A 13,215-nucleotide genomic window follows, 5' to 3' on the forward strand; every position below is an offset into this window, starting at 1 on the left:
AGGTGACGCGTCAACGGCGCAGGAGGACACACGCGATGCCGAACAGCCAGCAGTACTCCGTCCGGGACGAGATCCTCGTCGCCGCCCCGGCCGAGCGGGTCCGCTCACTGGTCGACGACGTCGTCGGCTGGACGCAGCTGCACGCACCCGCCGTCCACGCCCACGTCCTCCGGGACGCCGGCGACGAGCGGCTGATCCGGCACTGGGCCGTCACCGGCCGGGATTCGGTCCGCACCTGGACGGCACGCCACACCAGGTCCGCCGACGGCAGCCGGATCTCCTTCGCGCACGTGGCGCCCGAGGCGCCCTTCGCGTCCATCGAGGGCGCCTGGACCTTCCAGGAACGGGACGGCAAGACGCGGGTCGAGATGCGTCACGACTTCACCCTGTCCGAGGGCTCGGCCGGCCTGGCGGACGAGCTGACCGCCCGGCTGCGCGAAGGCAGCCGCGCGTATCTGAGCACCCTCGGCCACGCCGCCGAGAACCACGTGGAGCTCGACCGCCTGATCATCTCCTTCGCGGACTCCCTGTTCATCGCGGGTGACATCAAGGACGCCTACGACTACCTGTGGGAGGCGGACAAGTGGGAGGAGCGCATCCCCCACATCGTCAAGCTTGACCTGGAGGAGCCCGCGCCCGGAGTCCAGTTTTTCGACATGCTTACCTCCACCCCCGACGGCTCCTCGCACCGCACCCGCTCGGTCCGGGTCACCGTCGAGCCGGACATCATCGTGTACAAGCAGACGGAGCTGCCCGCCCTGCTCGACGGACACACAGGGCACTGGAAGTTCACTCGGACTCCCGAGGGCGTCATCGCCGAGGCCCGGCACACTGCGACCATCAAGCCGTCGGCCCTGCACATCCTCGGCGAGGGCACCACGGTCCAGGACGTGCGCAACTACCTGCGCCGGGTGCTCAGCGCCAACAGCGTCAGCAACCTGCGCCTGGCCAAGGCGTACGCCGAGGAGCGCGCCGGTGTCTGAGGCCCCGCCTGGGTCGGCGGTTCCGCTGGACGGACTGCTGCGCCGGGCCGCCGAGCGGCACCCGGAGCGGACCGCCGTCCGCGACGAGCGCGGAGCCGTGGACTACGCCGGACTCGACGCCCGCGCCGACCTCTTCGCCCGCGCCCTGCTGCGGCTGACCGGCGGCCGGCCGACGGCCGTCGGCGTGGCGAGCGTGCTGGACCCGGTGTTCGCGGCGGCCTTCCACGGCACCAGCCGCAGCGGCAACCGCGTCGTGCTGGTCAACCCGCTGGTGCGCGAGCCCGTCCTGGAGCACGTCTTCCGCACGGCCGGCATCGAGATCGCAATGGTCTCCGCCGAGACCGCGGCCCGCCTGGCGGCCGTCCGCGCCGCTCTCCCCGGCCTGCGGGAGGTCTACGTGGTCGACGCGGACCGAACCGGGCGGACACCTCAGGGGACTCGCCCCCTCGACGACCTCCTCACCGAGGACGGCACGACCGCGGCCGCGCTGCCCGACCCGGCCGGCGTCGACCTGGACTCCGTCGTCTGCCTGCAGTTCACCAGTGGCACCACCGGTCCACCGAAGGGCGTCCGGCTCACCCACCGCAACCTCGTGACCAACGCCGCCCAGGCGGCGCACGCGCTCGGCCTCGACGCCGGCAGCGTCTGCCTCAACCACCTGCCGCTCTACCACGTCATGCACCTCAACTCGGCCGTGTACGCGGGCGCCACCCAGGTGCTGTGCCACGATCCCGACCCGGTGGCCTCGGTCGCCGCGGCGACCGACGCCGGGGCCACCCACTACTTCGGGCTGCCGGTACGGCTGACCCGGCTGGCGGCGGACCCACGGCTGGCGTCGGTCGTCCCCGGGCCCGAGCTGAGGCTGGTGGCCTCCGGCGGCTCCCGGCTCGCCCCCGCCGTTGTGGCCCGCCTGCGCGAGCGGCTCGGCGTGCCGGTCATCCAGGGATACGGGCTCGCCGAACTCTCGCCGCTCAGCCACAACGACCGTCCGGAGCGGAGCAAGCCCGGCTCGGTCGGCCCGGCCGTCCCCGGTACCGAGTGCCGCATCGTGGACCTGGAGACCGGAGCTGCCCTCGGCCCCGGCCGGCCGGGCGAGGTCCTGCTGCGCGGACCGCAGCTGATGGCCGGGTACCTCGGCCTGCCGGACGCCCCGGACATCGATGCCGCGGGCTGGTTCCACACCGGCGACGTCGGCTACCGGGACGAGGACGGCTGGCTGTTCCTGGTCGACCGCATCAAGGACGTCTTCAAGGTCGACAACGAACTCGTGTCGCCGAGCGAGATCGAACAGGTCCTGCTGCAGGACCCGGACGTCGCCGACTGCGTGGTGGCCGACCTGCCCGACGAGTTCAGCGGCGCCGTCGTCTGGGCCGGCATCGTGCCCGCCGGTGACGGGCCGGCGGATCTGAACCCGATCGTGGCCCGGGCCAACGCCCTGCTCTCCGACCACCAGCGCATCCGCCGCGCCGAACGGCTCACGGCCGTACCCCGCTCCCCGAACGGCAAGACCGAACGACGCGCACTGCGCGAGCGGCTGCGCGCCTAGTCCTTCGGCAGTTTCCCTTCCCGATCCGACCAGGAGAACCATCGTGGTGACCTTCGTCAACAAGCTGACCGTCAACGGCGACATCGAGGAGTTCCTCAAGATCAAGCGGTCGCTGACCGAGTTCATGTCCGCCCAGCCCGGATACCGCAGCTCCACCACGCTGCGCCACGTCGGTCGGCCCAACGTGTTCATCGAGCTGGCCGAGTGGGACGACGCCGCCTCCCACCAGGCAGCCGTGCGCAGCAAGGAGTTCCAGGCGCGGGTCAAGGGCCTCGGTGCGCTGGCGAGCGTGGACCCGGGGCTCTACGAGGAGGCCGCCGAGGACGGGGCCGGCCGTGGCTGACCCGATTCAGGTGCTCGTGGCGGGGGCCGGCCCGGTCGGTCTCACCGCCGCCCATGAACTCGCCCGGCGCGGGCTGCGGGTGCGGCTGATCGACGCCGCGCCCGGGCCCGCGGCCACCAGCCGCGCCGTGGCCACCCACCCGCGGACCCTGGAGACGTACGACCAGATGGGCGTCATCGAGGAGATCCTCGAAAACGCCCAGCAGATCCGCGCGTTTACCATGTTCAGCCAGGGCCGCCGGCTGGTGCGGCTGGACGCCGACTACGCGACCATGCCGACGCGCTTCCCGTTCACGGCGATCGTCGAGCAGGTGGACACCGAGGCCGTGCTGCGCTCCGCGGTGGCCCGGCTCGGCGTGGACGTCGAGTGGGGGACGCGGCTGACCGGTTTCTCCCAGGACGCGGGGGGCGTGGACGTCACGCTCGAACACGCCGGCGGGAACACGGAGTCCACCCGGGTGCCCTGGCTGGTCGGCTGCGACGGCGGCCACAGCACCGTGCGCAAACTGCTCGGGCTGCCCCTGCTCGGCGAGTCCAACGAGACCTGGATGCTGGCCGACGCCCCCGTCGACGTGGACCTGCCGCGCGACAGCATCTACTGGGTCCACACCGGCTCCCAGGCCCTGATGATGGTGCCCTTCCGCCGCGGCGGCCGGTGGCGTCTGCTGGACACGACCACCGCCGAGCCCGGCACCGACGCCGCCGTGATCGCCGACCGCTTCACGCGCAAGCTCGGCCCCGGCCTCGGCCGGTCCGCCAAGGTGCGCACCCCCACCTGGACGTCGGTCTTCACCTTCCAGCAGCGGATGGTGCCGCGCATGGGCGAGGGCCGGGTCTTCGTCGCGGGTGACGCCGCCCATGTGCACAGCCCGGCCTCCGGGCAGGGCATGAACACGGGCATCCAGGAGGCATACAACCTGGCCTGGAAGTTGGCGCTGGTCGCCGGGGGACACGCGGAACGACAACTGCTCGACAGCTACAGCCTGGAGCGGGTGCCGATCGGCGAGCGGCTGCTCGGCTCGACCAAGAAGGCGACCTTCCTGGTGCAGCTGAAGAACGCCTTCGCCCCGATCGCCCTCCCCGTCGTCTTCGGCCTCATCCGCAACGTCCCGCCGCTGCGGAGGAAGGTGCAGCGCCAGGTCCTGGGCGGCATCTCCGGACTCCAGATCGGCTACCCGGACTCACCGCTGACCTGGCCCGCCGCCGGCGCCGGGCCGCGTCCGGGCACCCGCGCCTCGGTGGGATCGGGCGCCGCCCCGGCCGACCCCGGCTGCCGGGCCTGGGCGGAGGAACTGCGCGACACGCGGTGGACGCTGGCGGTGACGCCGGACGCGGTGGCCGGGGCGCCGACGGCGAACACCTGGTTGTCCGTGCGCACGCTCGGCGACGGCCGGCAGGGGCCCGGCCCGCTTGCCGATCCGAACGGCCGGCTGCGCGCCGCGCTGGGGCTCGCGTCCGGTGGCTGGCTCCTGGTCCGCCCGGACGGCTATGTCGCCGCGCGCGGCCGGGGACCCGGCGGCGGGAACCTGCGGCAGGCCCTGGCCGCCGCGGGTCTGCGCGACGAACAGCACGTTCTCCCTCACTCGTGAAGGATCGTCGAACACGCATGGACATGGGACTGACAGGCCGCAGGGTGCTCGTCACGGGCGGGTCCTCCGGGATCGGTGCGGCCATCGCGCGCGCCTACGCGGAGGAGGGGGCGCGGGTCGCCCTCACCTACCGCGGCGGCGGCGAGGCGGCCGAACGGTTCGCCCGTGAACTCGGCGCGGGCCGGGACGCGGCGATGGCGGTGCGGTACTCACTCGGGGAGCCGGACACCGTGGAGTCGGCCGTCGCCACGGTGACCGAACGCTGGGGCGGGGTGGACGTGCTCGTCGCGAACGCGGTGCGCTGGGCTCCCCGGCGGGCGCCCGGCACCCGATTCGAGGAGGTCGCGCCCGCGGACTGGCGGGGTTTCCTCGACGACAACCTGGCGCCGACCCTGCGTACCGTGCAGCTGGTGGTGGCCGGGATGCGGGCGCGGTCCTGGGGCAGGATCGTGCTCATCTCCTCGCATGTGGCCCTCGACGGCCACCGCGGGCAGGAGTTCTACGGCGCCGTCAAGTCGGCGCTGCACGGCTTCGCCCGCAGCTTGGCCTGGGACGTGGGCCGCGACGGTGTCCTGGTGAACGTCGTGTGCCCGGGGCTTACCACCACCGAGCGGGTGCTCACCGGGCTGCCCGACCAGATCCGCGAGCGCGAGCTCCGCTCGACCCCCACCGGCCGGCTCAGCAGCCCCGAGGACATCGCCGGCGCCGTGCTCTTTCTGGGCTCGGCGGCCAACGCCAACACCACGGGCCAGACCCTCACGGTCTCCGGCGGCCGCTGACCTGCCATCCCCTTGCCAAGGCCGGCAACACGACCACGGCCTGGGCGGCTCCGGCACGTCCGGACGCCCAGGCCGTGAACAGCCCCCGGCCGAGGCCGCGGCGTCCACAGAGCAACCGTGGGCCGGACGGGAGCCGGGCGCGGTTCACCGGGTCCCGTCCGGCCCGTGGGGCCGCGCTCTCGGGGCCGCCGCAGGCGGCATGCCGACGGGTGGTCAGCCGTAGCGGCCGCCGTCCCATGGTTCTCCCGGCGCCGGCTCCTGCGGTGGTCGGCCACGGTTCGCCGGCGCGCCGGTCGTGAAGCAGCCCACCTGACCGAGGGCCGCGAGGACCTGCGCCTCCTCGTAGTGCACGACGCCGGCGTGCAGCGCGCCAAGGCGGACCAGGCTCTCCCACAGGTCGCGCAGCACCCCGCTCATCAGGCGGCCACCGCCCCCGTGCGCCGCGCCAGCGGCTCCCACCAGGCGCGGTTGTGGCGGTACCAGGCGACGGTCTCGGCCAGCGCGTCCCCGAACTCCCGGGCAGGCCGGTACCCGAGCTCACGCCGGATCTTCGTACAGTCGACGGAGTAGCGTCGGTCGTGCCCCTTGCGGTCGGTGACGTACCGCACGCGGTCCCATCCGGCGCCACAGGCGTCCAGGAGCAGCTGCGTCAGCTCCTTGTTGGACAGCTCGGTGCCGCCGCCGATGTTGTACACCTCGCCGGCCCGGCCGCCCGTGCGGACCAGCTCGACCGCGCGGACGTGGTCGTCGACGTGCAGCCAGTCGCGTACGTTGGTGCCGTCCCCGTACAACGGCACCTCGTGTCCGTCGAGCAGACTGGTGACGAACAGCGGGATGACCTTCTCCGGGAACTGATGGGGCCCGTAGTTGTTCGAGCAACGCGTGACGCGCACGTCCAGACCGTGGGTGCGGTGGTAGGCCAGTGCCACGAGATCGCTGGACGCCTTTGCCGCGGAATAGGGCGAGTTGGGGCTGACCGGCGCCGTCTCCGGCCAGGACCCGGCGTCCATGGAGCCGTACACCTCGTCGGTGGAGATGTGCACGAACGTCTCGATCCCCTGCCTCAGCGCCGCGTCGAGGAGCGTCTGGGTACCGGTGACATTGGTGCGTACGAAGTCGGCGGCGCCCAGGATGGAGCGGTCGACGTGCGACTCGGCGGCAAAGTGCACCACTTGGTCGTGCGCTGCGACCAGGTCGTCGACCAGGGGTGCGTCGCAGATGTCGCCCCGGACGAACCGGAACCGGTCGCTGCCGCTCACCTCGGTGAGGTTGGTGAGGGTCCCGGCATACGTCAGCTTGTCGAGCACGGTGACCGTCACGTCAGGCACGCCGCGCGGACCGAGCAGGGTCCGGACGTAATGCGAGCCGATGAAGCCGGCCCCGCCCGTCACCAGGATGGATGTGGTGGTCATGAGGAGATCTGCACCTCGCTGTGGTCGCCGAGAACGAGCCGGTTGCCGGCCGGCTTGCACGGGGCGGGGGCCACGGTGACACTGCGGCCGATGAGCGACCCCCTCACCCGCTGGACGCCCCGCACTCGTGAGTCGCGCAGCACGATCGAGAACTCGATCTCGCTGTCCTCGATCCGGCAGTCCTCGGAGACGGACGTGTACGGCCCGATGTAGGAACCGCTGATCACCGTGCCCGCCCCGATCACCGCGGGACCGACGATCCGCGAATTGCTGACCCGGGCACCGGCCTCGATCCTGACGCGGCCGATCACCTCGCTCTCCGCGTCGACCGGACCCTCGGTGCACGGCTCGACGCCCTCCAGCACCGTCCGGTTGACCTCCAGCATGTCCATGACGTTGCCGGTGTCCTTCCAGTAGCCGTGGATCACGGTGGACCGCACGTGGTACCGGCTGTCGATGAGCCACTGGATGGCGTGGGTGATCTCCAGTTCCCCCCGCCACGACGGCTCGATGGCGCGCACGGCTTCGTGCACGAGCGGGGTGAACAGATAGACGCCGATCACCGCCATGTCGCTCTTGGGGTGCGTCGGCTTCTCCTCCAGGCGTACAACCCTGCCGTCCCCGTCCAGCTCGGCGATGCCGAAGGCCGTCGGATCGGGAACGGGGGTCAGCAGGATCTGCGCGTCGGGCCGGTCCGCACGGAACTCGTCCACCAGACCGGCGATGCCGCCGACCACGAAGTTGTCTCCCAAGTACATGACGAAGTCGTCGTCACCCAGGTAGTCGCGGGCGATCAGGACCGCGTGGGCGAGTCCCAGGGGTTTCTCCTGCGGCAGGTAGGTCACCTGGAGGCCGAACTTGGAACCGTCGCCCACCGCGTCCTCGATCTCGCGGGACGTCTCACCGACGACGATCCCGACGTCGGTGATCCCGGCCTGCGCGATGTCCTCCAGGACGTAGAAGAGAACGGGCTTGTTCGCCACCGGCACCAGCTGCTTGGGCGATGTGTGGGTGATGGGCCTCAGGCGCGTGCCCGAGCCACCGGACAGAACGAGTGCCTTCATGTCATGGACGCTAGGCCCGGCCCCTGGAAGCCCACTCGGGCGCCGGTCGACGGGCTCGTGGAGTCAGTAGCGGTAGTGGTCCAGCTTGTACGGGCCCTTGACCTACGGATTCCGAGGTGAACAGATGGCGGGACATGTCACTCCAGGCGGTGGTGGCTGGAAACCCGGGGTGCTGGGACCCCGGGTGCTGGGCGACCGGGCCGGGAAGGGCCCGGGTCAGGGAAGGAGCGTGCTGGGGAGCGGACAAGGAACGCTCGAATGCCGGTCAGTTCCCGGTGTTGGTCACTCGCCCTGCCGCGCGGGGCGTGCGCCTCGCCGGGCGGAGCGTGCGGCATGCCTGACCGAGGAGCCGGGGCAGTTCCGGGCCTCGGACGATGAAGTGGTCCCCGGAGACCGTGCGCAGCCGCGTGGGCCCCTCGCTCCAGCGGCTCCAGCCCTCCGCGACCGCGGGCGACGCCATCGGGTCGTCGTCCGCGGCGACGACGAGCAGCGGCGCGGTCAGCGGATCCGCCGATGAGGGTGTGCACGCCGCGGTACGCAGGGCGCGGGCGAGCGTCAGGTCGTCACGCAGCACCGGCCGTACGGCACGGTCCCAGATCCCGCCGGCTTCGGTGCCGGGCGTGCCGGGAGGTACGACGCCCATCAGATCCAGCGTGCGCAGGAGTTCGGTATCCGGCACGCCGAGGGCGTACGCCGGTGCGGGCGGCAGGTGAGGCGGCGGGCAGGCGCCGACCGCGAGCAGTGCAGGGCCGGGCCGGCCCGCCTCGTGCAGGGCGCGGGTGACGGTGTAGGCGACCAGGGCGCCGAGGCTGTGCCCGTACAGGACGAACGGGGCCGTCCGGGCGCCGCCGAACAGCCGCATCACATCGTCGAGCAGCGCCTCGCGGGTGGTGACCCGGGGTTCGTGGCGGCGTCGGTCGCGGCCGGGCAGCAGCACCGGGATGGGCACCACGCCGGGGCCGACGCGCGCCGCCCACCCGTGGAAGGCCGAGACGCCCGCCCCGGCATGCGCGAAACAGTAGAGACGTACCGGCTGTGCGGCGGCCACGGATCCTCCTCGCCTGCGCGGAACACGAGCGCGTACGAGGGTTGTCGACCGTCCTTGACAGCGCCTCGAGGGCGGCCCGAAGCACCAAGGGGAACGGCGCTACGCGGCACTCGGCCCGTGATGTCGGTCCGGCGCCCAGGGGACCCACCAGTTCTGGGCGGCGCCGTCCTCGCGCGACGACGCCGAGCTGAGGACCACCTGCTGAGTGCGCTGAACCTGCTCGGACGGCTCCAGGCCGAGATCGTCCATCAAATTCTTCCGGAGCCGGTGGAAAATACCGAGAGCCTCCGATCGGCGTCCGGCGAGGTGGAGCGCCCGCATGTATTGGTCGTGGATGTTCTCGTTGAGCGGCTGCTGGGCGGTCAGCGTGACCAAGTCGCCTATGGCGTCGTCGTACCTGCCCATTTGCAAGTCGGCTTCGATGCGGCATTCCAGTGCGATCTGGTGCTCCGCCTGTAACCCCCTCACCTTCGGTCCGAGAATGGAGCCGGTCGGCACGTCCACCAGAGCAGGCCCCTGCCAGAAGCTCAATGCCTTACGCAGCAACTGGGAGCCTCGACACGGGTCTCCCTGAGAAAGTGCAATTCTTCCCTCTGTCGAGAATTCGTTGAACTGGCGAAGGTCGAAGGGCGCCATGGGCAGGCGCAGAAGATAGCCGCCCTGCCGGGTCAGCAGAATATCCCGGACCACTGGGGACTCGTCTTTGAAAGCTTTCGATATGAGCTTTCGAAGATGCAGGATGTATGTTTGCAGGGTTGTTTTCGCACTGCGCGGCGGACGCTCCGCCCACAGTTCGTCCACAAAGCTCGATGCCGTCACCACCTGCCCTTCATTGAGCGCCATGAGTGCGAGAACCTGCATCTGCTTCGGCGCGGTAGGAGTGACGTCGACGCCGTTGACACTTAGCCGTAAGGGGCCGAGGACAGACATGGTCATTTCTGTCACACCTGCCGACTCCACGGACATATCAAGCACCTCCATCAATGTGAGACCATCTCTGACGATCGCGGTCCTTATTGACTGGGGTGCAGCCTTGGGTGACTCCCCATGGAGTCGCCCAAGGCTGCATCGAGCTTCCCCCGTCCGTCAATGACGCTACACCAGACTTCGAGGAAGATCCAGAAGTTCGAGATGTTATTGTTTTCAATCATTCCTCTAGGGGTACTCAAGTTGCCTTTGACAGTATGGATCACCCACCTCATTCATCGAATGCGCCACATCCAATAAGTCGAGATTCAATTGCGGCATCCTTCGTGGTGCGCGCACATAGTTTTACTAATCCTTTGCTGAATAGACGTTTGACGGGTTTCCGGAACATGCCGACGCCGGGAAACTCCAAGACCCGGCCGGATGACAAGCGGAAGGGTGGCCGTTCTGGATGACAGGCGCTCGTCGCGGTGGTGGCCTCGGTCGTGCCGGGCAGCAGGTGGAAGGCAGCGTGGACTTCGGTGGTGGCATGCCAGAGCCTGGTGTGGGCGGTGGCCAGATGACGTCCGGCGGCCGGGTGAGGAGCCCGGGTGTGGTCGGCCAGCCGGTCCAGAAGCTGGAGCAGAGCGGTGAGGTCTGCGTGCAGTACGTTGAGGTGCAGACGGTCCACGGGCCTGGGCGGGTCTGCGTCCGACGGAGCCAGGGCTCGTGCGTGGTGGCGGATGCCGGCGCTCGCGGCGCGGAGGTAGGGGTGCGCGCCGTCGGCACGCGGGGGAGAGGTCAAAGGTGGTGGTCCTTCCCGCCGGTAGGCAGGGCGGCGACGGGCCTCCCGTCGCGGATGATCGGGAGTGCAGTGGCCCAGGGCGCGCACGGACGCGGCTGGTTCACAGGGTGGTGCGGGCGAGCGGGATCGCGGAGAGGGCGAAGGTGTCCGGTTGCTGGTAGTTGAGCCTGCGGGGATCGACTCCGGATGTGACGGCGTGGGTCTCGATCTGTGCGCAGGCGGCGTCCAGGAGGGCGTCGGTCTCGGCGGTGACGGTGACCAGGCCGGTCAGGGCCACGTCCGCGTGCCCGGCGATGAGCTGACGTTCACAGGTCTTGACGTCGGCGTACTCGACGGAATCCTCTTCGGAATCGACCTGCCCGCGGCGTGCACGCCCGTTGGCGTCAGCGATGATCGCGGCCTTCTTGCGCTGGACGTCCCGCAGTGCGGACTCGAGCCCCTGCGGCACGTAGATAAGGGAGAGGCTGCGACGCACGCCCGCCGTGAACATCAGCCCGTGCAGGAACCCTGCCCCCAGCTCGGTCCTCGGCCAGTTTTCCACCCAGTACTTCGCGTGCCGCGCGCTGTCGGTGGCAAGGCGGTCGTACTCCTCGGAACTGCACGACGGGACCGGCGGCTGCAGGATCGGCCTCGGCGCGGCCGGTCGCGGACCACTGCTGGTGCGCAGCGAGCGCCTTCAGGTCGTAGGCGGTGCTCGCGAGAGTGGGCGAAGCCGTCCCTCTGCCACTTGACGGGGCATCAGAAAAGTCGGCAAGTGGTCAGCGTGAGTCCAGAAAAACCTGGGGAAAGCTGCCCGGACATGCGACTCGTTGTAGGGTGTCGACACAGCCCTTGACCTGCAAAGACAGGCAGGGAGCAGGCATACCGGGAGTTTCTTCATGTTTCGTACGGTATTCAAGTCCAAGACCTAGCGTTTGGTTGTTTTTGCAGGTCATAGGCTTGATGGCCCCGCTCGGGTCAGCAAACGGTCAGCATCGGGCGCGGGAGCGTCCCAGCTTGCTGACCAGGTGGCCGCTATGACGGGGGACCTGGACACAGGTGCCTGGCTCCAGCTTGGGAGGTTCGCTGCGTTACTCGACAGCACGTCCGCGGCGCGGGTCCTGAGTGAGTGGGCTGTCGGGGTCGAAGCGGCGTGCCTTATGGATGCCGCCTGCCCCCTCCGGCCGCTACCGCGACCTCGGTCGCCCCGGTGTCCTTTTCGTCCCCTGCGCCGGCGCCATGGGCCTCGGCTTCGCCGCCGTCGTCACTTCCGGCAGAGAGACCGAAGCCGCAGCCGGTCCCACCGGGGCGACCCTCCGCGTGACCTGCTGCGTCATGATCACCCGCGCCCGCGGGCGGGCTGGTCCGGGCCTGCGGGGCAGCCGGTTGCCGCGCCACCCGGGGCCTGCGCGGGTAGGCGATGATGCGCTAAGCGCGCCCTGGCTGAGACGTCCGAGGGAGGGGCGGGCGGTGCCCGACCCGTACATACGACAGGGAAGCCCTGTATCCGCCATGTCACCGCCTCCCAGCAGCGATACTGGATGCATGGACACGACGATCACCGCCCCCCGCGCCGAGGTGCTGCGGGACCGCTACCGTGGCCGCCTGCCCGAGCGCTTGCAGGAACTGGCCGGCCCCGTCGAGGGCGACGTGGACCTGCCGCTCCACATCGTCTGGTCCGGTCGGACGAGCTACAGCCTGGACCGTCCGAAGTCCCGCATGACGCTCTACCGGACCGTCCTCGCCGAAGGACTGCGTGAGGACCTGGTGGCCCTCCTGCACCACCGGCTGCTCATCGAGCAGTGGCCCGTGCTGCGGCGCTTGGTCAGTCCCTACATCCGCGAGGTCTGGGAGGACGCCTTCCCCGAGCTGCTCCACAATGCTCCGGCCGATACGACCGCCGCGTGAAGCTCACTCCGCTCCACGAGCGTCTCCTCGCCGACATCCTCGACCTCGGCTCTCCCTACCCTCTGGTCCTCACCGGCGGATACGCCGTGCAGGCCCACGGCCTGGTCGAACGCTTCAGCCGTGACCTCGACGTCGCCACCGAGAATCCCGCTCCGATGCGGGAGATCGTCGCCTCACTCACAGCAGGTCTCAGCGCGCGCGGATGGCGGACCACGCACGTCCAGACCGATCCGCTCAGCGGCCGGTTCCTCGTCACCGATCCGGACACCGGCGAGGAGTGCGAGGTCGACGTCCTCAAGGAGGCGTTCTGGGCTCCGCCTGCCCAGACCCCCTACGGTCCCGTTCTTTCCCTCGACGACGTGATCGGTACCAAGGTCCGTGCCCTCGCCGACCGCGGCACCGTCCGCGACCTCATCGACGTCCAGGCTGCCTCCCGCCACCGCTCCACCGCCGACCTCGAATCCCTGGGCCGCCGTCGCGCCCACGACGAGTTCAGCCTCGAGGACCTCCGGGACCGGCTCGTCGGCGCGGACTGGTACGAGGATGAGGACTACACCGCGTACGGGCTCACCTCCCGGCAGATCGAAGAACTCAAGGCGTGGGCGCTGGAGTGGGCGGAGGATCTGGGGGCGCGGATCCATGACGAGAACGCCTGAGCTTGGTTTGATCTCGCTGGGCTTGCTGTTCTCTGGTAGGGACGGTTTTGGCGCGCTTGCCGGACGAGCCGCTATCGCCCGGACGTTGCGATACTCCCGGCGGACCGGGCGGGGGTGAGGCGGTGCGGTCCCGCGAAAGGTACTCAGGGCCAGTGGAGGGCTTTAGTGCGGTAGCGTCCGCGCGCAGACTGTCTGACC

At 70.2% G+C, this 13,215-nt stretch carries 13 protein-coding genes and 1 pseudogene; 7 read left to right on the plus strand and 7 right to left on the minus strand.

Annotated elements, in window-relative coordinates; translation table 11 throughout:
• The first annotated feature begins 35 nt into the window (after positions 1-35).
• The 5 genes from AB0L56_RS21525 to AB0L56_RS21545 are packed head-to-tail and all read left to right on the plus strand — an operon-like array spanning position 36 to position 5,239.
• Positions 36-983 (plus strand): aromatase/cyclase, encoded by a 948-nt coding sequence (locus AB0L56_RS21525; RefSeq protein ID WP_365425402.1) that lies wholly within the window; start codon positions 36-38, stop codon positions 981-983.
• Complete coding sequence (locus AB0L56_RS21530; protein ID WP_365425403.1) at positions 976-2,529, plus strand: class I adenylate-forming enzyme family protein; 1,554 nt, start codon at positions 976-978, stop codon at positions 2,527-2,529. The genes AB0L56_RS21525 and AB0L56_RS21530 overlap by 8 nt, the downstream gene beginning before the upstream one ends.
• Positions 2,530-2,572: 43 nt before the next feature.
• On the plus strand, positions 2,573-2,872 hold the full coding sequence (locus tag AB0L56_RS21535) for an antibiotic biosynthesis monooxygenase family protein (protein ID WP_365425405.1): 300 nt from the start codon (positions 2,573-2,575) through the stop codon (positions 2,870-2,872).
• A complete protein-coding gene (locus AB0L56_RS21540; RefSeq protein WP_365425407.1) occupies positions 2,865-4,460 on the plus strand; it encodes an FAD-dependent oxidoreductase in 1,596 nt (531 codons plus the stop codon). The genes AB0L56_RS21535 and AB0L56_RS21540 overlap by 8 nt, the downstream gene beginning before the upstream one ends.
• Positions 4,461-4,477: 17 nt before the next feature.
• Positions 4,478-5,239 (plus strand): SDR family NAD(P)-dependent oxidoreductase, encoded by a 762-nt coding sequence (locus tag AB0L56_RS21545; RefSeq protein ID WP_365425409.1) that lies wholly within the window; start codon positions 4,478-4,480, stop codon positions 5,237-5,239.
• A gap of 213 nt (positions 5,240-5,452) precedes the next feature.
• Here AB0L56_RS21545 and AB0L56_RS21550 read toward each other — a convergent pair whose 3' ends face one another.
• The 7 genes and pseudogenes from AB0L56_RS21550 to AB0L56_RS21580 all read right to left on the minus strand — a co-directional run.
• Complete coding sequence (locus AB0L56_RS21550; protein ID WP_361028374.1) at positions 5,453-5,656, minus strand: hypothetical protein; 204 nt, start codon at positions 5,654-5,656, stop codon at positions 5,453-5,455.
• A complete protein-coding gene (gene rfbB / locus AB0L56_RS21555; RefSeq protein ID WP_365425411.1) occupies positions 5,656-6,651 on the minus strand; it encodes a dTDP-glucose 4,6-dehydratase in 996 nt (331 codons plus the stop codon). Before rfbB ends, AB0L56_RS21550 begins: the two co-directional genes overlap by 1 nt.
• The gene (locus AB0L56_RS21560; RefSeq protein WP_365425413.1) at positions 6,648-7,715 is read right to left on the minus strand and encodes a glucose-1-phosphate thymidylyltransferase; all 1,068 of its coding nucleotides are present in this window, start codon (positions 7,713-7,715) and stop codon (positions 6,648-6,650) included. The genes rfbB and AB0L56_RS21560 overlap by 4 nt, the downstream gene beginning before the upstream one ends.
• Before the next feature lie 265 nt (positions 7,716-7,980).
• Complete coding sequence (locus AB0L56_RS21565; protein ID WP_361028386.1) at positions 7,981-8,763, minus strand: alpha/beta fold hydrolase; 783 nt, start codon at positions 8,761-8,763, stop codon at positions 7,981-7,983.
• 99 nt (positions 8,764-8,862) lie between these two features.
• Complete coding sequence (locus AB0L56_RS21570; RefSeq protein WP_361028389.1) at positions 8,863-9,699, minus strand: AfsR/SARP family transcriptional regulator; 837 nt, start codon at positions 9,697-9,699, stop codon at positions 8,863-8,865.
• Positions 9,700-9,961: 262 nt separating this feature from the next.
• Positions 9,962-10,561, minus strand: a complete 600-nt coding sequence (locus tag AB0L56_RS21575) for a DUF6238 family protein (RefSeq protein ID WP_365425416.1) — start codon at positions 10,559-10,561, stop codon at positions 9,962-9,964.
• Between the two features lie 13 nt (positions 10,562-10,574).
• A pseudogene (locus AB0L56_RS21580) lies at positions 10,575-11,166 on the minus strand (SCO6880 family protein); the annotation flags it as partial.
• Positions 11,167-11,998: 832 nt separating this feature from the next.
• On the opposite strand from AB0L56_RS21580, the gene AB0L56_RS21585 reads away from it, so the two are divergent.
• Both AB0L56_RS21585 and AB0L56_RS21590 read left to right on the plus strand, forming a co-directional pair.
• Positions 11,999-12,361: a hypothetical protein gene (locus tag AB0L56_RS21585; RefSeq protein WP_365425417.1), complete on the plus strand. Its 363-nt coding sequence runs from the start codon at positions 11,999-12,001 to the stop codon at positions 12,359-12,361.
• Positions 12,358-13,017, plus strand: coding sequence for a nucleotidyl transferase AbiEii/AbiGii toxin family protein (locus AB0L56_RS21590; protein ID WP_365425419.1), 660 nt, complete (start codon positions 12,358-12,360; stop codon positions 13,015-13,017). Before AB0L56_RS21585 ends, AB0L56_RS21590 begins: the two co-directional genes overlap by 4 nt.
• Positions 13,018-13,215 lie beyond the last annotated feature (198 nt).

The organism is Streptomyces sp. NPDC052079, from assembly GCF_040680275.1.
Classification (GTDB): domain Bacteria; phylum Actinomycetota; class Actinomycetes; order Streptomycetales; family Streptomycetaceae; genus Streptomyces.